Raw genomic sequence first — 19,982 nt, 5'->3', positions numbered from 1 at the left:
GGTGGATTACCCGGATTCAAATCTCCCCACAACACATCAATCCGCGGCAAAGGCGCCCCGCCTTATTGATCCCCCGGGGGAAAACACCGTGGATAGGGTCTCAAGTGACTCTCCGGAAGCCGCGCCTGGCAAGCCTTTATGGCTGCACACCGTGATTTTCCATCTCGGGCCACGAGCTGTGAATTCCGCCGCGTTGTCGACTCATTCCCACAGCCTGTTGCCAATCGTGTCCGCGCCATCCAAATTGTGGATCGTCGTCGGGACAGTGGGGGCGCAATCGGCGCGTTCGCTCCCGGCGTGAAAAAAACGGCCCCTTTATCCACGGTCATCCCCTTGGCGCCGACGCGGTTCTTTCATCTCCACCTCATTTCCGATGCGACGGGCGAAACCCTGATCAACGTCGGACGTGCCGCTGCGGCCCAGTATGCCGGCATTCATGCGGTCGAACACATCCACTCCCTGGTGCGCACGGCCAAGCAGATCGAGCGCATTGTGCTTGAGTTGGAAAACTCGCCGGGGATCGTCCTCTACACGCTCGTTGACGAGAAATTGGCGGAGCTCCTGGAAGCCCGCTGCAACGAATTGTCGATCCCGGCGGTGTCGGTTTTGGATCCGGTCTTGCAGGCCTTTCAGGCCTATCTCGGAACGCGATCCACAGGCCGAATCGGGGCTCAGCACGCTCTCGATGCGAGCTATTTCGAGCGCATCGAAGCGCTCAATTTCACGATGATGCACGACGACGGGCAGCTGCCGCGGGACATCGACGAAGCCGATGTGATGCTTCTTGGCGTCAGTCGCACGTCGAAGACGCCGACGTCGATCTACCTCGCCAACCGTGGCATCAAGACGGCAAACCTGCCGATCGTGAAGGGCATTCCCGTCCCCGCTTTGGTGACGCGTGCCAAGAGTTGCCTGGTTGTCGGGCTCGTCGCGAGCCCGGATCGCATCGTCCAGATCCGCCAGAACCGGGTCTTGAGCCTTTCGCCGGAGGACGACAACCCGGCCTATCTCGATCGCACGGCCGTGTCGCAGGAGGTCCTGGAGACACGACGCCTATGCGCGAAATACGGCTGGCCCTTGATCGATGTGAGCCGGCGATCGATCGAGGAAACGGCAGCCGCCGTGCTGGCGCTTCTTGGAGAACGGCGCGGAAAGCAAATGGCATGACAGGGCTTGTTCTCGCTTCGGGCAGCAAGGCCCGCAAAGCCCTCCTTGCGGGGACGGGCCTCGCCTTCCGCCAGGTCTCGCCCGACCTCGACGAGATGGCGGCTTCCGAGCCTTTGCTCCGGGCCGGCGCTGGAGCAGGCGATATCGCCTCCACGCTCGCTCTTGCGAAAGCCACGCTGGCGAGCGAGGCAGAGCCACAGGCTCTCGTCATCGCTGCCGACCAGACCTTGGAGCTCGACGGGCGCCTGTTCCGCAAGGCCGAGGACATGGACGCCGCCCGCCAGCAGCTGCTCGAGCTGTCCGGCAAGACGCACTATCTTCATTCAGCCGTTGCCTGCATGCGCGCCGGCAAGACGCTCTTTGAAGCCCGCGACAGCGCGGCCATCACTTTGCGCGCGATCCGTGCCGATGAAGTCGGTCGCTACCTCGCCGCCGCAGGTCCACAGATTCTCTCCAGCGTCGGTCTCTATCAGCTTGAAGGGCCCGGCATTCGCCTGATTGAAAGTGTCGAGGGCGACTATTTCACCGTCCTCGGCCTGCCGCTGCTGCCGCTCCTCGGCTTCCTGCGCGAAAACGGCCTCGGGACCTTCTGAAATGCGCCGCGCCTGCGTGACGGGATGGCCCGTATCACATTCGCGTTCGCCCCTGATCCATGGCTTGTGGATCAAGCGCTATAATATTGAAGGCGACTATAGTGCGCGTCCGGTCTCACCGCAGGAGGCGGTGTCGTTCTACGGCGCTTTTGCCTCTTCCGGCTATGTCGGCGCCAACGTCACCGTACCGCACAAAGAGGTCGCATGTGCTGCAGCAACGACATGCTGCGGTGCGGCAGAACGCCTGGGTGTTGCCAATACTCTCTGGCTCGAAGACGGCCGGGTGGTGGCCGACAACACCGATGGGATCGGCTTCCTCGCCTCTCTCGATCAGGCGGCCCCGAAATGGTCGGAAAAGACCGAATGCGCACTCATTGTCGGCGCGGGCGGTGCGAGCCGAGCCGTCATCGATGCTCTCGTGCAACGCGGCGTGGGGAGGGTCGAACTCCTCAACCGCACGGAAGCCCGTGCCCGTGAGGTTGCCGAACGCTTTCCCGGCAAGGTCCGGGCCTTTGGGCTCGATGCCCTCTCGGCGCGACTCTCGTCGGCTGATTTAGTGATCAACGCAACCTCGGCGGGGCTCGCCGGCGCAGAGCTATTGGTCCCCTGGGAACGCGCCAAGGACTCAGCCATCGTCACCGATCTCACCTATGTGCCGCTTCAAACGCCGTTTCTTCGCGGCGCCGCCTCGGTCGGTTTGACCACGGTCGACGGCCTCGGAATGTTGCTGCATCAGGCCGTGCCGGGGTTTGAGCGCTGGTTCGGTGTCCGCCCTGTGGTGGACGCGGAGCTGCGGGACATCGTCGTCGCCGATCTAATCGAAAGGGACTCATGTTCGTAATCGGACTCACGGGCTCCATGGCTATGGGGAAGTCGACGACGGCGGCGATGTTTCGCCGCCGCGGGGTTGCTGTGCACGATTCCGATCGCGCCGTGCATGACCTCTATCGGGGTGCCGCGGTCGAACCGATCGAACATGCCTTTCCGGGGGTCACGGCAGACGGCGAAGTCGACCGGAAAAAGCTCGGCGCGGCCCTCGCCGGCGACATCGACCAGCTCGCGCGCCTGGAGCAGATCGTCCACCCTCTCGTGCGGGCGAAAACGGTCGAATTCGGCGAACAGGCCGCGCGCGAGGGCGCGCCGATCGTCGTGCTCGACATTCCCCTCTTGTTTGAAACCGGGGCGGAGCAATGGATGGATTGTGTGGTTGTCGTGACGACCTCGCCCGAAACGCAACGCGAACGGGTGCTCGCCCGTCGCGGCATGACAGAAGAACTTTTTGAAAAGCTTTTGGCGAGACAGGTGCCGGACGCCGACAAACGCCGTCACGCCCATTTCGTCATCGACACTGGATTTGGCTTCGAGGCGGCCGAGCGCGATGTCGAAACAATTCTGCGCGCCACGTCCACGATGATCTGAGCGCGCGTTCCGCGGCGAGAACGGGCCGCCGAGAATCATCCAGGAAAAAGCTGCCTTTCGCGTTCCGATCGGTTGTATCTGAACGCTCCAAAATCCATGATCCGCACATGCGGGAAATCGTCTTCGATACGGAAACCACCGGCCTCGACGCGCTCAAGGGCGACAGGCTGATCGAGATTGGCTGCGTGGAGATCATCAATCGGATCGCCACCGGTCGCTTTTATCACGCCTATATCAATCCGGGATGCGCGATCAGCCCGGACGCGGTTGCCGTCCACGGCCTGACCGAGGAATTTCTGCGCGACAAGCCGGCGTTCCTCGAATGCGTGGGCGACTTTCTGGAATTCGTTGGCGATGCGCCGCTCGTGGCGCACAACGCGTCCTTCGACCGCGGCTTCATCAATATGGAGCTTGCAAAGGCCGGCTATTCCGTCATTCCGGATGATCGCTTCGTTGACACGCTCATGCTGGCGCGGCGCCGACATCCGGGCGGCATGAACTCTCTCGATGCGCTCTGCGCCCGCTACGGCATCGACAATTCCAAACGCACGAAGCACGGCGCTCTCCTCGATGCCGAGATCCTCGCCGAGGTCTATGTCGAATTGCAGGGCGGCCGCCAGGCGCTGCTCGCGCTGGGCAGTTTCTCAGAAGGTGGGACGAATACCGGCACGCTCCGGCAGGTGGGGCCGCGGCCGCAGCCTTTGCCCTCACGGTTGAACAAGGAGATGCGCGCTCAGCACCGGGCCTTCGTGGAAGCTGAAATGGGCGAGGACGCGCTCTGGCTGACCGTCTGGAAGGACGAAGAAGAGCGCGTCTCTCAGAAGCCTCAGGCCGTGGTCGGCGCGTCCGCCTGAGCCTGCGCAGCCCGCTGGCGATAAAGCGCGGCGAAATCCACCGGATCGATCATCAACGGCGGGAAACCGCCCTGACGGGTCGCATCGGCGAGAATCTGGCGCGCGAAGGGGAAGAGCAGACGCGGGCATTCGATCAGGATGATCGGATGGAGATGCTCCTGCGGAACATTGCGGATCTGGAAAAGCCCCGCATAGACGACTTCGGTGACGAAGAGCGTCTCGTCGCCCCGGCTTGCTTTCGCATCAAGCTTCAGCTCGACTTCGAACTGACCCTCGGCGATCGGACGCGCGTTCACGTTGACGTTGACGTCGAGCGACGGATTGGCGCTTGCGGGCCTCAACGAGTTCGGTGCGCTGGGATTTTCGAAAGAAAGGTCTTTGATGTACTGGCCAAGCACATGAATTCCCGGCCCCTGGGCCGCTGCCTGGCTCTTCGCATCCGTGCCGGCGGCCTGCTCGCCGCCATTGCTGGCATTATTGACCATATCGTCTTTCCAAAGCTGTCATTGGGAATGGTTGCCCGCGCCTAGCATGCGGGGCGGTGAGCCACAACCGCGCACCGCCCGTGATGGCCCGGTCAGGCGACTTTCCGGGCCATTGCGCCTTTTCCGGTCAACGCCGGCCGGTGCCGACAGCTCCTGACCTTCAGCGCCGGCGGTTCTGATCCGGATCGATCTCGTGGACCTCGAATTCGCCCTCATCCAGGTCGACCACAGTCTCCCCGTTGGGCCCGCGCCGTGTCGACTGATAATTGGCGGACTGATAACTCTGCGCGCCGACCACGCGAAGATCGACCCGCGACAGGATGAACTGCCAGATCCGATCGCGCACCGCCGGAACGAAAAGCAGAAATCCGAGCGTGTCCGTGACGAAGCCCGGCGTCAAAAGCATCACCCCGGCCACGGCGATCAGCGCACCATCGGCGAGACTGCGTGCCGGCATGCGCCCGGATTCGAGGTCACTGCGGATGCGCAAAATGGTCCTCAGCCCCTGATGGCGCAAAAGCGCTGTGCCGAGGATCGCCGTCAACAGCGTCAAAAGCAGCGTCGGGGCGAGGCCGATATACTGACCGACCACGACGAACGTGCCGACCTCGATCAGCGGGATAAGGAGGAGGAGAAGGAAAATTGGCATGGGTTCAATCCTGATCCTGCGATATGGTGTCTCGGCCGGTTTTTTAAAGACTTTCCTGTGACCTGCTGGACTCGGCCAGGATCGTGCTTACATTGCCGGGAAAGAAAGCGAACGCCCGTAGGGAGCGTGCACGATATCGGCATGAGCGGCTTTTTCGACATTTATTCTCTGATCTTCCTGGTGATCGCGGTCGTCATTTTTATGCGTCTCGGCAGCGTCCTGGGCCGTCGCACCGGCAGCGAACCCTCGCCCTATGAGAACGGCCGCAAACCGCCTGTCGCAGCCCGTCATACGGCCGAGAACGTCGTGACCCTGCCGCGTCCCGGTCAGGTGCCCGAGCGGGAAATGCCGAGCACTCCCGATTGGAGCGCTCTGAAGCGCCATGCCAAGCCCGATACGCCGCTTTATGACGGGCTTGTGGCGATTAGCCGCGCGGATCCCGCCTTCGAGCCCGATTCCTTCCTGGAAGGTGCAAAATCCGCCTACGAGATGGTCGTGCAGGCCTTCGCTGCGGGAGACCGCACCACCTTGCGGTCCCTTCTCTCCGCCGACGTTTACGAGAGCTTCGCTACTGCCATGAGCGAGCGGGAGCAGCGCGGTGAGAGGCTCGAGACGAGCTTCGTCGGCTTCGAAAGCGCCAAGCTCACCGAGGCGGAGCTCGAAGACAAGGTCGCGCGTGTTTCCGTCCGCTTCAAATCCGAGATCGTCTCCGTCACCTACGACAATGAGGGTCGGGTGATCGAGGGCGATCCCAACACAGTCCAAAAGCCCGATGAGGTCTGGACCTTCGCCCGTGCCACGACGAGCCGCGATCCCAACTGGGAGCTGGTCGCAACCGGCTCCAGCTGAGCACCGCCGGTGGCTGGAGATGCCCCGACCTCGTCCATCGCAAAGCTGACCTTGTCCCCCTCCGACGCGGACGAGTGTCGTCAGCTGTCTCTCAAATCCCTCGCAGGCTGGCCTGAGGACGATCATCGCGCCGCCTTTCGGGCCTTCCGCAAATCGGCGGAACGGCTCGGCGCTGAGGAAACATCCTCGCCGGACATGCTTCCGGGTCTGAAGGCGGCCGCGGAGGGTGCGTTGCGTGTGCAGGCCGACCCGTCATCCGCCGAAGCTCGCAGCTTCTTCGAAACCTTTTTTGCGCTGGCGCCCTCCGCCACCGAGGGCCTCCTCACTGGCTATTACGAACCCGTAATCGAAGCCCGGCGTGAGCCTTCCGACGCGTTCGGCGTGCCGATCTATCGGCCCCCCGACGAGGCCGTCCAAATCGAGATCACGGACCGGCCTCCCCTTTGCCCCGATCGCTCGGCGATCGAAGCCGGTGCCTTGGCGGGCCGCGGTCTCGAGCTCGCCTATGTGGCGGATCCCGTCGATCTCTTTTTCATCCATGTTCAAGGCTCCGCACGGCTCTCTCTCGGTGACGGCCGGCATATGCGCATCGGCTTTGCGGGCAAATCGGGCCATGCCTACACCTCGATCGGCCGCCTCGCCGTCGAGCGCGGCTATCTTGCCAGGGACGCTGCCGGAAAAGCCGGCCTCGAACATTGGCTCAAGGCGCATCGCCAGGCCGGACGCCGCCTCATGGCCGAGAACCGGTCGTTTATTTTTTTCAAAGAGATTATCGATCTCGCCTCCGAAGACGGCCCTTTGGGGGCGGCCGGTGTCCCGCTCAGCGCCGGGCGCAGCCTCGCCGTCGATCCGGGCTTTGCCGCCCTCCATCTGCCGGTGTTTGTCTCAGCGCCCCCGCTTCCAGGCTTCGGGCCAGGCCCGTTCTGCCGCCTGATGGTCGCGCAGGATGTGGGCTCGGCGATCAAGGGCGCGGGGCGGGCCGATATCTTTGCAGGTTCAGGCGAGGAAGCCGGGAAGGCCGCCGGCGAGATCCGAGATCGCGGCGTCCTGCGTCTCCTTCTCCCGAAAGCGACGGTCTGAGATGGCCCGCAAACAGCTTTCGTCCGAGGACAAGGCGCTTTGGGATAAGGTTCGCCGGACCGTACGGCCCCTGAAGAGCCGGTCCCTCAGCGACGAGCTCGCTGCTCAGGCAGCGACGCCGCAGGGTGATGCGGCGCCCCAGACGAGCGCCTCCGCCATCACGGCGGGAAAGCGCAGCCCAGCTCCACCACCCGTCGACGCGGTCTTTTCTCCCGAACCGAAACCCCGCACCGCACCGCACGCCGCCGCAGCGCTTGAGCCCCGGCTGAAGCGCCGTCTCCTGCGCGGCCGCCTTGAGCCCGACGCGCGCATCGACCTGCACGGCATGACCCAGCAACGCGCCCATGATCGCCTCCTGGCATTTCTGGGGGGCGCGCAGGCGCGCGGCCATGTCCTGGTCCTCGTCATCACCGGCAAAGGCCGTTCGGAGGGCGAGGGGGTGTTAAAAACGATGGTGCCGCGATGGCTCGCAGAGCCCGCGTTCCGCGAGCTCGTCGTCGCTTATGAGCACGCCTCACGCCATCACGGAGGCGAGGGGGCGCTTTACGTCAGGTTGCGCCGCAGCGGCACGAACCGCCGCCGCCCGGACGGCGGAGCAGGCGCCGCGAACCGGCTCGCGTCATTGCCGAAATGGTCCACATAGCGCGGGTTGAGCGCGCTGACCGGCAGGATGATCAGGATATCCGTTGTGCCGAACTGATAGTCGACGACGGCACCTTCACCGATATAGCCGCCGAGGCGGAGATAGCCTTTGATCAGCGGCGGAAGCTGGCGCAGCGCCGCCTTGGCGTCGATCTCATCCGCAGCCATGCGGTTCATCTCGACGTAACGCTCCTCGACCGCCCGCACCCGCCATTCTTCCGGCGCCAGCGCGTTGTGATGCAGGAAGCTCAAAGGCAAAGCGAGCTTGTCGGGATCGGTGCCCGGAATGCTGGCACAACCGATCATCACGTCCATGCCGTGCATCAGCACGTAGCTCCAGATGCCGTGCCAGAGGAGCTCAACCGTCCGCTTGTCGCGGTAGGGTTTCAGCACGCAGGAGCGGCCGAGCTCCAGAAAGCGCAGATGCGGATAACGCGCGACGAGTGATCCGACATCATATTCCCCGGCCGAGTAGAAGCCGCCGTTGATCTCAGCAATTTCCTGCCGCAACAGCCGGTAGGTGCCGACGATCTCGGGCTTCGAGCGCAGGAATGGTCGCCGTGGGACGGCGTGATCGAGCACCAGAAGATGATCGCAGATGAGGTCGTAAGGATCGGCGTCGCGCCGCCGCTGATAGGTTTCCTCGTCGGCTATGGCTGCCATCTCTTCGTAGAAGACGTGATAGCGCAGCCCTTGCGAACGTCGGATCTCAGAGGGCGAGCGGGCAAGCCGCGCCTCGAGATCTCCGAGCCGTCCGAGGGTTCCGATATGGCGGGCTGCCCGCCAAGGGGCGCGACCCGGTTTTGCGAATGGGCGTACGAAACCGCTGCCCCGAGCTCTTCCGAGACCAGGCGCAAAACGCCGCACCAGTCGTCGCGGAGAGAGATGATGCCGTCCCTGCATGGCCTCCCTGCCCCTGGGGAATCTCGATCTCATGCGCTCTCCTTAAACGATCGCGCCGACATCGACCAGAGTTGCCATATTCCATAAGAAAAACATGACATTGGAGTGACGTGGCCGGCCTTGAGAGGAGTGGAGGCACGATCACGGTCGATTGGTCGCGGCAAGCTTTTGCGCAATCCAAGGAAAGAAGAAAAGCACAGAATCGACAAGATCGCGGCCAGCCCTCCCGCAAAGGACTCCCAATATGCCGCCGTGACCGGCTAGACTTTCCCCCAACCAGCGCTGCGGATGATCGTTGAGATACGAACGCAAGACAGGAAAGAGCCGGGAAACACCGGCCGGATGGGAGGGGAACATGCGGTTTGGCCGCGCGGCGATGGCCGTTGCTGCGACATTGGCTCTTGCAACCGGCGAGGTTTCTGCCGCCGAGCTTTCGATTGTCTCCGGCTCCGTCGGTGCCGATATTCAGGAATTGCGCACGCAGCTTGCGGAATTCGAGGCGGAAACCGGCCACCAGGTCGACATCGTCGAGATGCCGGCTTCGACGAGCGACCAGTTCGGGCAATATCGCTTGTGGCTGGCGGCTGGCACCGACGATATCGACATCTACCGTGTCGACGTCATCTGGGCGCCTCAGCTTGCGAATCAGTTCGTTGATTTGCGCGACGCCATGGCCGACGTCATCGGCGACCATTTCCCCTCCGTGATCGAATCGCAGACCGTCGAGGGGCGGCTCGTCGCATTCCCCATGTATACGGATGCGCCGGCTCTCTTCTATCGCAAGGACCTTCTGGAAAAATACGGCAGGAAACCGCCCACGACGTGGGAGGAGCTGACCGAGACCGCCAAAGAGATCCAGGATAAGGAACGCGCCGCCGGCAACGGTCAGATCTACGGTTTCGTCTTTCAGGGCGCCCCCTATGAGGGGCTCACCTGCAACGGGCTGGAATGGGTCGCCTCGAGCGGCGGCGGGCAGATCGTTTCGCCTGAGGGCGAGATCACGATCAACAACGAGAGGGCCGTCCAGGCGCTGGAGCGGGCGCATGGCTGGGTGAGGGACATCGCCCCTGCAGGTGTGCTCGCCTATAAGGAAGAGGAGGCCCGCGGCGTCTGGCAGACCGGCAATGCCGTCTTCATGCGCAACTGGCCTTACGCCTATGCGCTGTCGAACGGCGAGGATTCTCCGGTCAAAGGCAAGTTTGAGGTGACGACGCTGCCGGCCGAGCCTGGCAGCCAATCGGCTCCCTGCCTCGGCGGCTGGAACCTCGCCGTGTCGAAATATTCCAAGCACAAGAAAGAAGCGATCGAGCTCGTCCGCTTCCTGTCGTCCCGCCGGGCGCAGAAGGAGCGGGCGCTCACTTATGCGCGGCTGCCGACGATCCCAGCGCTCTATGACGATCCGGACATCGCCGAAAGCCAGCCGATCATCGCCGAATGGGCAGATGTCGTCGAAAAGGCGGTGCCGCGGCCCTCCGCCCCCACGAAGCGGCAGTACAACGAAGTGTCGAAGGAGTTCTGGACGGCCGTCAACGAGACGCTTGCAGGCGCGGCATCGGCGGAAACCAACCTTCAGACGCTGGAACACCGGCTGCGCCGGCTGAAGCGGGACGGCTGGCGATGACGAACGCGACCCTGGGCGCCCCGCCGACCGACGAGGCGATGCGGACTGAAGAACAGCCCGCGGCGCGCTCCGCGCTTTCCAGGCAGCGGCTCGCCTCCGCCTGGCTCTTTCTCACGCCGATGCTCGCCGTCCTCGCTTTCGTCGCCGGCTGGCCGCTTCTGCAGACGATCTGGTTCTCCTTCACCGATGCGAGTTTGGCCGATCTCGACGCCGCCCGATTCGTCGGCCTGCGCAACTATTTCGAATATGTCGATTATGGCGACGGGACCGGCGAATGGTTCGGCCTCTTCTTTGACGCTCAATGGTGGAACGCGGTGTGGAACACCGTCTATTACACCCTTGTCTCCGTCTCGATCGAAACCGTCTTCGGTCTCATCGTGGCGCTCGTGCTCAACGTCCCGTTTCGTGGGCGCGGCTTTGTGCGCGCTGCCGTTCTCATCCCTTGGGCGATCCCGACGATCGTCTCGGCCAAGATGTGGGCTTGGATGATGAACGACCAGTTCGGCATCCTGAACGACATGTTGATGTCGGTCGGCATCCTCTCCCATCCGATCGCCTGGACCGCCTCGCCGGAGACGGCGATGTGGGCCGTCATCATCGTCGATGTGTGGAAGACGACGCCGTTCATGGCGCTTCTCATCCTCGCCGGGCTGCAGATGGTGCCCTCCGACGTCTACGAAGCGGCGAAGATCGACGGCGTCCATCCGGTCAAGGTGTTCTTCAAGGTGACGCTGCCGCTCATTCGCCCGGCGATCCTCGTGGCCGTCATCTTCCGGGCGCTCGATGCCCTGCGCGTCTTCGACCTCATCTACGTGCTGACCCCCAACAACACCGAGACGAAGACGATGTCGGTCTTCGCGCAGGAAAACCTCTTTCAGTTCGATCAGTTCGCCTACGGTTCGGCGGCCTCGACGCTCCTCTTCCTGGTGATCGCGGCGATCACGCTCGTCTACATCAAGGCGGCGCGGCTCAATCTCGGCGGAGGGCGCTGAGATGCCGGTCCTCGTCAAGCGCGCGGCCTTCTATGCCCTCGTCGTCCTGATCGTGCTCTTCTCGGTCTTCCCGTTCTATTACGCCATTCTGACGAGCTTCAAATCGGGTACGGCGCTCTTTCGCGTCGACTATCTGCCGACGGATTTTTCGCTCGCCAATTATCGCGACGTGCTCGTCAACGGTGTCTTCCCGCTCAACATCTTGAATTCCGTCATCGTCGCCTTCGTGGTGGTGGCGATCTCGCTTTTTCTGGCGGTGACGGCGGCTTACGCCCTGTCGCGAATCGAGTTTCGTGGCCGCAGCGTCCTGCTTTTGACGATTCTCGCCGTCTCGATGTTTCCCCAGATCGCGGTGCTCGCCGGACTTTTCGAACTGGTGCGCCTCTTCGGCCTCTACAATTCGCTCTTCTCACTGATCCTCGCCTATATGATCTTCACCCTGCCCTTCACGGTCTGGGTGCTGACGACCTTCATGCGGGATCTGCCGGTGGAGATCGAAGAGGCGGCGATCGTCGACGGCGCAAAGCCGATGACCATCGTCATGAAGGTGTTCCTGCCCCTGATGTGGCCGGCGCTGGTGACGACAGGGCTTCTCGCCTTCATCGCCGCCTGGAACGAATTTCTCTTCGCCCTCACCTTTGTCTCGAGCAACGACACGCGCACGGTGCCTGTCGCCATCGCGCTTCTGTCGGGGGCGTCCGAGCAGGAGATACCCTGGGGTACGATCATGGCGGCCTCCGTCGTCGTGACGGTGCCGCTCATCGTTCTCGTGCTGATTTTCCAGCGCAAGATCGTCTCGGGCCTGACGGCCGGAGGTGTAAAAGGGTGAACGGAAGCGTTCCCGCTGATGTCGCGGATGGCTGTGTGATCAGCCGTCGGAGACGTTTTCGTTGGGATAGACGCCCCAGAGCGAATTCTGCTCCACCCAGCCTTCGTAATTGTCGCCGCGCACGTCGCACCAACCCTCGCGGCAGCGCACCACGTCGGTCACCACGCCCGATTCGAGAATGGCCGTTACGCGGGCCGTCTCGCTTGCGTCCGCATGGGCATTGAAGCGCTCACCCTTGGCCCAAGGCGCCACAATCGCCGTGCGCCGTCCAGACAGGAGGCTCTGGTGGATCCAACCTTCCGCGCCGTCCGAATCACGCACCTTCCGCCAGGTTTCGAATTCCTGGATGATCTCGACCGGCAAACCGGCCCGCACGAATCGCCAGGCGATACCGTAGTTTTTGCCCGGCCCCTTGCGGACGTTGACGGCATTTGATTTCAAGCTGACGAAGCGTGGTAATGGATAGCCGCTCGGGCCCACTTTGGGGGCCTGCGCCCATCCAGGCTCGCCCGGCCAAGCCACGGCGAGCAGGGCCAAGACAAGAAGAAGGCTGAGACGAGAACGAAGGAAGAGGAGAGGGCGCATCATCTGCGGTCGGAAAATCACACCGGGAGGTGTTAGCGCCATTCCGCCGCGAGGCCAAGCGCCGCTTCGTTCCTTGTTTTTGAGCAGCCCTTTGCTAGAGAGATGTTAGAGGCAGCCGGTCGCTCCCGCGGGGGCCGCCGAGGAGAGGTGGTGCATGACCAAGGCGAAACCGCACGTCATCGTAACGCGCAAACTCCCCGATCCGGTGGAGACGCGCATGCGAGAGCTGTTTCGCGCTGACCTCAATCTGGATGACCGACCGCTGTCGCAGGCGGAGCTGGTGGAGGCGTTGCGCACCGCGGACGTACTCGTGCCGACGGTCACCGATCGGTTGGACGCCGCAGCGCTTTCCCAATCCGGACCGAACTTGAAGCTCATCGCCAATTTCGGCAACGGCATCGACAACATCGATATCGGGGCCGCCTATGAGCGCGGCATCACCGTCACCAACACGCCGAACGTTTTGACGGGCGACACCGCCGATATGACCATGGCGCTCATTCTCGCCGTCCCACGGCGGCTGGCGGAGGGAGCCCAGATCCTGCCGGAAGGCCTGCCATGGCCCGGCTGGTCGCCGACCTGGATGCTCGGCCACCGCATCTGGGGAAAACGGCTCGGCATCGTCGGCATGGGGCGGATCGGCACGGCGGTTGCGCGCCGCGCCCAGGCCTTCGGCCTGTCGATCCACTATCACAACCGCCGGCCCGTCGATCCGAAGACCGAGGAAGAGCTGGAAGCGACCTATTGGGATTCGCTCGACCAGATGCTGGCACGCATGGACATCATCTCCGTCAATTGTCCGCACACCCCGGCCACCTTCCACCTTCTTTCCCGCCGGCGCCTGAAGCTGATGCGCCCGGATGCCTATCTGGTGAACACCGCGCGCGGCGAGGTCATCGATGAGGCGGCCTTGATCGAATGCCTGGAGACAAACTCCCTTGCCGGCGCCGGCCTCGACGTCTTCGAAGGCGAGCCTGCAATTGATCCGAAGCTCATCAAGCTCGCCCAGGAAGGCAAGGCTGTGCTTCTGCCGCATATGGGCTCGGCGACGATCGAGGGCCGCATCGAGATGGGCGAGAAGGTGATCATCAACATCCGCACCTGGATGGACGGGCACAAGCCGCCTGACCGCGTTCTGCCGCTTTCGGTCTGATCTTCGCGGGCCGATGCCGCTCCGGCTCAATGAGGCTCAGCGCTTGCGGCGCTTGTAGGTGATCGTCTCGACGCGTTGGGAAAGGGCGTCGTAGAGGAGAAGCCGCCCGATCAGAGGCTCGCCGAAGCCTGCCGCGACTTTCATGACCTCAAGCGCCTGGATCGACCCGATGACACCGGTGAGCGCGCCGAGAATTCCCGCCTCCGCGCAGCTCGGTAAGAGCCCCTCAGGCGGCGGCTTCGGAAAGAGATCGCGATAACGCGGATTGTCGTCCTTGAAAGGCAAAAGCGTCGTCACCGAGCCGTCGAAGCGGCCGACAGCGCCTGTCACCAGCGGTTTTTGGGCTGCCTCGCAGATGTCCGGAAGAAGGAACCGCGTGGCGGAATTGTCGGAGCCATCGACGACGATGTCGTAGCCGGCGACGAGATCGGGCGCGTTCTCCTGCGTCAGCCGTGTCCTGTGCGTGTCGACGGCGACATGCGGATTGATCCGGGAAAGCGCTCTTTGCGCGCTCTCCACCTTTGCCATGCCGAGATCGGCGCTCGCATGGATGATCTGCCGCTGCAGATTGGAGAGCGAGACGACGTCGTCATCGACGAGGCCGAGCCGGCCGATGCCGGCGGCCGCAAGATAAAGGGCGACGGGTGAGCCGAGCCCCCCGGCTCCGACGATGAGGACGCGCGTGCGCTTGAAGCGTTTCTGACCGGGGCCTCCGACCTCGGGCAGGACGATATGGCGGGCGTAGCGCGCGATTTCCTCCGCACTGAGATCCGGTTCCGCCGATCGGGGCGCACCGTCGGGGAGGGGCGTCTCCGGCATCGGATCAGGACGCGCCAGGCTGCGGCCCCGAATAGCCTTCCACGATCACGAGCTCCGCATCCGCCACCGCCACCCGGTGCTCGCGCGCGGCCTGGTACTCAGGCGAATGGTAGCAGGCGAGCGCATCGTCGACGGAGGCAAATTCGATGACCACGTTGCGAGCTCGCGAATTTCCTTCCAGTGAATGCATGGGGCCGCCGCGGACGAGAAACTTGCCCTTGAAGCGGGCAAAGGCGGGGGCAGCGCCGGCGACATAATCCTTGTAGCGCTCGGGGTCGCGCACATCGACGCGGGCGATCCAATAGCCCTTCGGCATTCTTCCCTCCTTCAGCAATTCGCTTCGATTTCGTCCACAATCGCCTGGGCTGAGGCTTTCGGATCGGCGGCCTTGACCACCGGTCTGGCAACGACGAGGTAATCGGCGCCGGCCCGCAAGGCGTCGGCCGGCGTCATCACGCGTTTCTGGTCGTCGCTCGTTGCGGATGTCGGGCGCACGCCGGGGGTCACGATCAGCATGTCGGGACCGAGAAGCGCGCGCATCGCCTCCGCCTCGAGCGGCGAGCAGACGATGCCGTCGATGCCGCTGGCTCTGGCCTGCGCGGCGCGTCTGCGGACGAGCTCGGCGGCACTTTCCGCATAACCCGCCTCATCGAGATCGGCGTCATCCATGGAGGTGAGAACGGTGACGGCAAGAAGCCCGAGATCCGCGTCAGCGCGCGCCGCGGCCGCCGCGCGCATCGCCTTCGGATAGGCATGAACGGTTGTGAGCGTTGCCCCGAGCCGGGCAAGATTGGCGATGCCTCCCGCGACGGTATTGTCGATATCGAGCAGCTTCATATCGAGAAAGATGCGCTTTCCCTCCGCTCGAAGCGGCTCGATCAGGCTGAGGCCGTCCGCAAAGACGAGCTCCATGCCGATCTTGTAGAACGTCACCGTATCGCCGAGCGTCTCCACCATGGCACGGGCAGCCGCAAGGTCGGGAAGGTCGAGACCGACGATCAGCCGATCGCGCGCGTTGCGCGGGCGAATGTCGCGGCCTGCCGCAGAATCCTGGATGTCGGGCATTGTCACAATTTCCTCAGCGCCACTTCATTCACCGAATGGTCGCCCGCCTTGCCGATAATGAGATCGGCCCGCGGTCGCGTCGGGCGGATGTTCTCGTCGAGATTGACGAGGTTGATACGCTCCCAGAGACCCTCGGCGACGCGGCGCGCTTCGTCGTCTTTGATATTGGCGTAGCGGTGAAAATACGATCTCGGATCGGTAAACCGCGTTCCCTTGAGGCTCATGAAGCGGTCGATATACCAGCGCCGGATGACGTCGTCGTCCGCGTCGATATAGATGGAAAAGTTGAAGAAGTCGGAGACGAAGGGGACTTCCTTTCCGTCCCGCGGCAGGTCCCGCGTCTGCAGGACGTTGAGGCCTTCGAGGATCAGAATGTCCGGCTGATCGACGGTCAAAGTCTCGCCCGGCACGATATCGTAGGTGAGGTGGGAGTAGACCGGGGCTGTGACCTCGCGCTTGCCGGCCTTGATGTCGGAGAGAAAGCGCAGAAGCGTCGTGACGTCGTAGCTCTCGGGAAATCCCTTGCGCTCCATCATGTCCTGCTTTGCCAGAACCGCGTTCGGATAGAGAAAGCCGTCGGTCGTGACGAGGGAGACGCGCGGATGGCCCGGCCAGCGTGCCATCAGCTCCTTGAGGATGCGGGCGGTGGTCGATTTGCCGACGGCCACGGAGCCGGCGATGCCGATGATGAACGGCATCTTGCCTTCTTTTGCGCCGAGGAATTTCGAGCGCACGGCATAAAGCTTGTCCTTGGCTTCCACGTGGAAGGACAGAAGCCGCGACAAAGGAAGATAGATCGCCTCCGCCTCGCTGATCGAGATCGGGTCGTTCATCGACTTGAGCGCATGGACCTCTTCCGCCGACAAGGTCATCGGCGTGTCGGCGCGCAGTTTCGACCATTCCTCGACGCTGAAATACCGATAGGGCGAGAGCGAGCGCGGCGACACTTGATCCATCAGCTCTTCCAGTCGGCGCTGGGGCCGCGCGAGCGCTTCTCATCGAGACCGCTTTGCCCGGTGCGGCTCTGAAGCTCGGCCTTGACCTCGTCGAAGGAGACACCTGCGGCGTGCAGGAGGACGAGGAGATGATAGAGAACGTCGGCCGCCTCTTTGGTGAGCGCCTGGTTGTCGCGCTCCGCCGCCGCGATCGCGGCCTCGACAGCTTCTTCGCCGAGCTTCTGGGCGCATTTTGCGACGCCTTTGCCGAGAAGCCTTGCAGTATAGGAATTATCGTCGCCCGAGGCGGCGCGCGCGCCGATCGTGGCGGCGAGCTCTTCCAGCGTGAAATCGGTCATGACAGGCCCATCCGGGCTTTCTCCTGCGGAAGCGAGCGCACGGGAATGCCCGCGCGCGCCATATGGGCCTTGGCTTCCGCGATGCTATAGGTGCCAAAATGGAAGATGGAGGCCGCGAGCACCGCCGTTGCATGGCCGTCGCGGATGCCTTCCACCAGGTGATCGAGCGTCCCGACACCGCCGGAGGCGATGACCGGAACGCGGACCGCATCGGCGACCGCCCGCGTCAATGCGAGGTCGAAGCCCGTCTTCGTTCCATCGCGGTCCATGGAGGTGAGAAGGATCTCGCCTGCGCCCAGAGACACGACTTCGCGGGCAAATTCGATGGCGTCGATGCCGGTTGGCTTGCGGCCGCCATGGGTGAATATCTCCCACCGGCCTGGAGCCACCGTCTTGGCGTCGATGGCGACGACGATGCATTGATCGCCGAACTTGTCGGCGGCCCGGCCGACGAAGCTCGGATCGTTGACGGCGGCGGTGTTGACGGAAACCTTGTCGGCGCCCGCAAGGAGAAGCTGGCGGACATCGTCAACGGTCCGCACGCCGCCGCCCACGGTGACCGGCATGAAGCATTGCTCCGCCGTTTTGGCGACAACGTCGAGGAGCGTGTCACGCTCCTCGTGGCTGGCGGTGATGTCGAGGAAGCAAAGTTCGTCGGCGCCGGCCGCGTCGTAAGCCTTGGCGGCTTCCACCGGATCTCCGGCGTCGATGAGATCTACGAAATTGACGCCTTTGACGACGCGGCCGTCCTTGACGTCGAGACACGGGATGACACGGGCTTTGAGCAAGGAGTGCTCCGAAGGCTCTTCAGCTTCAGCGCGGATGCGCAACGGCGGCCCTTATAGCGGCGGCATAAGGTGCGTTACAACAAGCCATCGCGGATGGATTTTTTGAAGAAGACGACGATCCGGGCCCTTGGGGGCTCATCGTCGCCTCATGCGTGGCGCTGTCAGGAAACCACAGTCAGGAAACCGGGGCGCCGTGCTCGCGGGCTCGATCGGCATTTTGGCCGCCGCGTTCCTCCGCATCTTTGCGGGCAAGGCTCGCCGCAGCTTCCGCCGATGCCGGCCGACCGAGATGGTAGCCCTGCAAGAAATCGCAGCCGATCTCTTCGAGAAAATCGAGCTGTTCAGACGTCTCCACGCCCTCCGCCGTCACGACCAGCCCGAGCGAATGGCCGAGGACGACGATGGAGCGGATGATCGCTGCGGCTCCATCGTCTTGCGACTCCATTGCGCGCAGGAAGGATTGATCGATCTTCACCTTATCGACCGGAAGCTTCCAGAGATAAGCGAGGGAAGAGAAACCCGTGCCGAAATCGTCGAGCGCCAGTTTCACGCCGAGGTCGCGGAGCTGGCTCAGTTGCTGCACGGCGTCGAGAGAATCGATCAACAAAACGCCTTCGGTAATCTCCAGCTCGAGCTTTTCGGGGGGAAGTTCGCTCTTGGCGAGGGCCTGACGCACGATCTCCACGATGTTGCGGGCATCGAACTGCACCGGCGAAAGATTGACTGCGACCTTGTATCCGTCGGGCCAGGTCTTTGCCGCCTCGCAGGCCCGGTTGAGCGCCAGACGGCCGATGCGGTGGATGACACCCAGTTGCTCGGCAAGCGGGATGAACCGTGCCGGCGAGACGAAACCGCCTTCCCCGTTCGGCATGCGCAGCAGCGCTTCGAACCCGGTGAGCGCGTGGTCTTTTGCCGTGAAGATCGGCTGATAATAGAGTTCGAAACGCTCGTGCTCCACGGCGGCCCGCAGCACGGTTTCCAGATCCCGTCCCGCTTCGAGTTCCGCGCCCATGCGCCGATCGAAGATCGTGAGCCGGTCGCCGCCCTTCGCCCGTGAACGGCACATGGCGACATTGGCGCGCGACAAGGGGCTGCCGGGATGCTCGCCCTTCTCGGCAAGGGTGAGCCCTGCGCTCCCCGTGAGATTGATGACATGGCCATCGGCCACGAAGCCCCGACGGATGAGTTTCAGGGCGCGCTCGGCAAGGCGCGCGCCCTCCTTCAAATCGTTGACGTTCATGGCGAAGGCGAATTCCGTACCGCTGACGCGGCCGACGATCGCTTCGGGCTCGGCCAGGCTTTTCAATCTCTCCGCGGCTTCCAAGAGAATGTAATCGCTTCGCTCCGGTCCGAAAGCGGTGTTGACGGCGCCGAAGCGATCGATCCCGAGCGAGACGACCACGACGGGCTTCGGCTTGGCAAGAAGCTCACGCTTTCGGGCAATGAAACCGCTGCGATTGAGAAGGCCCGTCAGGCCGTCATGCTCAGCCGCGTATGCTGCCCGCGCATCGGCCCGGCGCTTGGCGTTGTAGCGCTGGACGAAGCCGAAGACCGGAACGCCTGAGGCAATCAGAATGATGATGGACAGAAGGATCGCGCTGCGGGCGACGGTCGCCTGAATGGCCTCGAATTCGTCCGTCTGGTCGACGTAGATCTCGGCGACGGCGATGGTTTTGCCGTCCTCGCGCAGAGGCACATAAGCTTCCGAATAATAGGCGGGACGCTCGGGCGGCGTGCCATGCGCGACTTCGATCCGTATCGCGCCTCCCTCAGCCGCCGCCGCGGCTTCGGGATTGTGCTGCGCCAAAGATGCCTTGTCCGCGGCTGAGAGCTCGTGATCGTCCAGGATCATGCGGAGCTTGCCGTTCGGCCCGAACAGTTTGAAGCGAAAGACCTCGGCCGACTCTCGCATCTTGTTGAGGGTCGCCAGCGTTTCCGGAGACGGTTCTGCCCCAGCCGCGATCTCCTCCAGATCAGCGATGCTGGTGGTCATATACTCTGCCCAGGCTGACGTCATATTGGCGGCGTTCAGCTGCAGGCCGCGTTCGATCGTATCCGACCCGACCCAGATCGCCGCGGCAACCGCCACGACGGGCAGGATCAGGAGCACGAAACCAGACAGGAAACCACGACCGGACGACATTCTGGCAACCTTACATTGCGCAGGCGAAAATGTCATACGCGCAGGGTGTAAT

General features: G+C 63.3%; 23 protein-coding genes. 12 read left to right on the top strand and 11 right to left on the bottom strand.

The genetic code is table 11. From position 1 onward, the window contains the following. Positions 1-333: 333 nt before the first annotated feature. The 5 genes from EO094_RS00785 to dnaQ all read left to right on the top strand — a co-directional run bounded on the left by EO094_RS00785 (position 334) and on the right by dnaQ (position 4,033). A complete protein-coding gene (locus EO094_RS00785; RefSeq protein ID WP_234630031.1) occupies positions 334-1,167 on the top strand; it encodes a pyruvate, water dikinase regulatory protein in 834 nt (277 codons plus the stop codon). Continuing rightward, the gene (locus EO094_RS00780) at positions 1,164-1,760 is read left to right on the top strand and encodes a Maf family protein (protein ID WP_128290462.1); all 597 of its coding nucleotides are present in this window, start codon (positions 1,164-1,166) and stop codon (positions 1,758-1,760) included. The genes EO094_RS00785 and EO094_RS00780 overlap by 4 nt, the downstream gene beginning before the upstream one ends. Before the next feature lies 1 nt (position 1,761). Next, positions 1,762-2,601, top strand: coding sequence for a shikimate dehydrogenase (locus EO094_RS00775; RefSeq protein ID WP_128290461.1), 840 nt, complete (start codon positions 1,762-1,764; stop codon positions 2,599-2,601). Next, positions 2,592-3,179: a dephospho-CoA kinase gene (coaE, locus tag EO094_RS00770; RefSeq protein ID WP_128290460.1), complete on the top strand. Its 588-nt coding sequence runs from the start codon at positions 2,592-2,594 to the stop codon at positions 3,177-3,179. Before EO094_RS00775 ends, coaE begins: the two co-directional genes overlap by 10 nt. Positions 3,180-3,286: 107 nt before the next feature. Next, complete coding sequence (gene dnaQ, locus EO094_RS00765; protein ID WP_128290459.1) at positions 3,287-4,033, top strand: DNA polymerase III subunit epsilon; 747 nt, start codon at positions 3,287-3,289, stop codon at positions 4,031-4,033. Here the strand turns inward: dnaQ and secB are convergent. Further along, complete coding sequence (secB, locus tag EO094_RS00760) at positions 4,006-4,518, bottom strand: protein-export chaperone SecB (protein ID WP_128290458.1); 513 nt, start codon at positions 4,516-4,518, stop codon at positions 4,006-4,008. The two genes, dnaQ and secB, sit on opposite strands and share 28 nt — an antisense overlap. Positions 4,519-4,678: 160 nt before the next feature. Continuing rightward, positions 4,679-5,167, bottom strand: coding sequence for an FxsA family protein (locus EO094_RS00755; protein ID WP_128290457.1), 489 nt, complete (start codon positions 5,165-5,167; stop codon positions 4,679-4,681). 141 nt (positions 5,168-5,308) lie between these two features. Here EO094_RS00755 and EO094_RS00750 point away from each other — a divergent pair, with 141 nt between their 5' ends. Genes EO094_RS00750 through EO094_RS00740 form a run of 3 tightly spaced genes read left to right on the top strand, consistent with a single transcriptional unit; the run spans position 5,309 to position 7,739 of the window. Then, on the top strand, positions 5,309-6,016 hold the full coding sequence (locus tag EO094_RS00750; protein ID WP_128290456.1) for a Tim44/TimA family putative adaptor protein: 708 nt from the start codon (positions 5,309-5,311) through the stop codon (positions 6,014-6,016). 9 nt (positions 6,017-6,025) lie between these two features. Next, a complete protein-coding gene (gene mltA / locus EO094_RS00745; protein WP_246008323.1) occupies positions 6,026-7,096 on the top strand; it encodes a murein transglycosylase A in 1,071 nt (356 codons plus the stop codon). 1 nt (position 7,097) lies between these two features. Next, positions 7,098-7,739: a Smr/MutS family protein gene (locus EO094_RS00740; protein WP_128290455.1), complete on the top strand. Its 642-nt coding sequence runs from the start codon at positions 7,098-7,100 to the stop codon at positions 7,737-7,739. Here EO094_RS00740 and olsB read toward each other — a convergent pair. Beyond that, positions 7,640-8,641, bottom strand: coding sequence for a l-ornithine N(alpha)-acyltransferase (gene olsB / locus EO094_RS00735; protein ID WP_128290454.1), 1,002 nt, complete (start codon positions 8,639-8,641; stop codon positions 7,640-7,642). The genes EO094_RS00740 and olsB overlap by 100 nt on opposite strands. A gap of 355 nt (positions 8,642-8,996) precedes the next feature. Between olsB and EO094_RS00730 the strand changes: the two genes are divergently transcribed. From EO094_RS00730 to EO094_RS00720, 3 genes are read left to right on the top strand one after another with little or no spacing between them, the layout of a single operon-like run. Beyond that, positions 8,997-10,262: an ABC transporter substrate-binding protein gene (locus tag EO094_RS00730; RefSeq protein WP_128290453.1), complete on the top strand. Its 1,266-nt coding sequence runs from the start codon at positions 8,997-8,999 to the stop codon at positions 10,260-10,262. Beyond that, on the top strand, positions 10,259-11,254 hold the full coding sequence (locus tag EO094_RS00725) for a carbohydrate ABC transporter permease (RefSeq protein WP_128290452.1): 996 nt from the start codon (positions 10,259-10,261) through the stop codon (positions 11,252-11,254). The genes EO094_RS00730 and EO094_RS00725 overlap by 4 nt, the downstream gene beginning before the upstream one ends. Before the next feature lies 1 nt (position 11,255). Continuing rightward, entirely contained in the window at positions 11,256-12,083 is an 828-nt protein-coding gene (locus tag EO094_RS00720; protein WP_128290451.1) for a carbohydrate ABC transporter permease, read from the top strand. A 39-nt stretch (positions 12,084-12,122) separates the two neighbouring features. Here the strand turns inward: EO094_RS00720 and EO094_RS00715 are convergent, their stop codons facing one another. Beyond that, positions 12,123-12,524, bottom strand: coding sequence for an SH3 domain-containing protein (locus tag EO094_RS00715; protein ID WP_234630018.1), 402 nt, complete (start codon positions 12,522-12,524; stop codon positions 12,123-12,125). 298 nt (positions 12,525-12,822) lie between these two features. Here EO094_RS00715 and EO094_RS00710 point away from each other — a divergent pair, with 298 nt between their 5' ends. Further along, entirely contained in the window at positions 12,823-13,821 is a 999-nt protein-coding gene (locus EO094_RS00710) for a 2-hydroxyacid dehydrogenase (protein WP_128290450.1), read from the top strand. Positions 13,822-13,857: 36 nt separating this feature from the next. Here EO094_RS00710 and EO094_RS00705 read toward each other — a convergent pair whose 3' ends face one another. From EO094_RS00705 to EO094_RS00675, 7 genes are all read right to left on the bottom strand, one after another. Next, on the bottom strand, positions 13,858-14,640 hold the full coding sequence (locus tag EO094_RS00705; RefSeq protein ID WP_128290449.1) for a molybdopterin-synthase adenylyltransferase MoeB: 783 nt from the start codon (positions 14,638-14,640) through the stop codon (positions 13,858-13,860). A 4-nt stretch (positions 14,641-14,644) separates the two neighbouring features. Continuing rightward, entirely contained in the window at positions 14,645-14,956 is a 312-nt protein-coding gene (locus EO094_RS00700) for a DUF1330 domain-containing protein (RefSeq protein ID WP_128290448.1), read from the bottom strand. 11 nt (positions 14,957-14,967) lie between these two features. After that, on the bottom strand, positions 14,968-15,705 hold the full coding sequence (pyrF, locus tag EO094_RS00695; RefSeq protein ID WP_128290447.1) for an orotidine-5'-phosphate decarboxylase: 738 nt from the start codon (positions 15,703-15,705) through the stop codon (positions 14,968-14,970). Positions 15,706-15,707: 2 nt separating this feature from the next. Continuing rightward, on the bottom strand, positions 15,708-16,673 hold the full coding sequence (gene coaA, locus EO094_RS00690; RefSeq protein WP_128290446.1) for a type I pantothenate kinase: 966 nt from the start codon (positions 16,671-16,673) through the stop codon (positions 15,708-15,710). Next, the gene (locus EO094_RS00685) at positions 16,661-16,999 is read right to left on the bottom strand and encodes a phosphoribosyl-ATP diphosphatase (RefSeq protein WP_128290445.1); all 339 of its coding nucleotides are present in this window, start codon (positions 16,997-16,999) and stop codon (positions 16,661-16,663) included. Before EO094_RS00685 ends, coaA begins: the two co-directional genes overlap by 13 nt. After that, entirely contained in the window at positions 16,996-17,787 is a 792-nt protein-coding gene (gene hisF / locus EO094_RS00680; RefSeq protein WP_128290444.1) for an imidazole glycerol phosphate synthase subunit HisF, read from the bottom strand. Before hisF ends, EO094_RS00685 begins: the two co-directional genes overlap by 4 nt. A gap of 175 nt (positions 17,788-17,962) precedes the next feature. Further along, complete coding sequence (locus EO094_RS00675; RefSeq protein WP_164879502.1) at positions 17,963-19,930, bottom strand: putative bifunctional diguanylate cyclase/phosphodiesterase; 1,968 nt, start codon at positions 19,928-19,930, stop codon at positions 17,963-17,965. Positions 19,931-19,982: the final 52 nt, after the last annotated feature.

Source organism: Afifella aestuarii (genome assembly GCF_004023665.1).
GTDB lineage: Bacteria > Pseudomonadota > Alphaproteobacteria > Rhizobiales > Afifellaceae > Afifella > Afifella aestuarii.
This window is presented reverse-complemented; position numbering and strand designations above follow the sequence as displayed.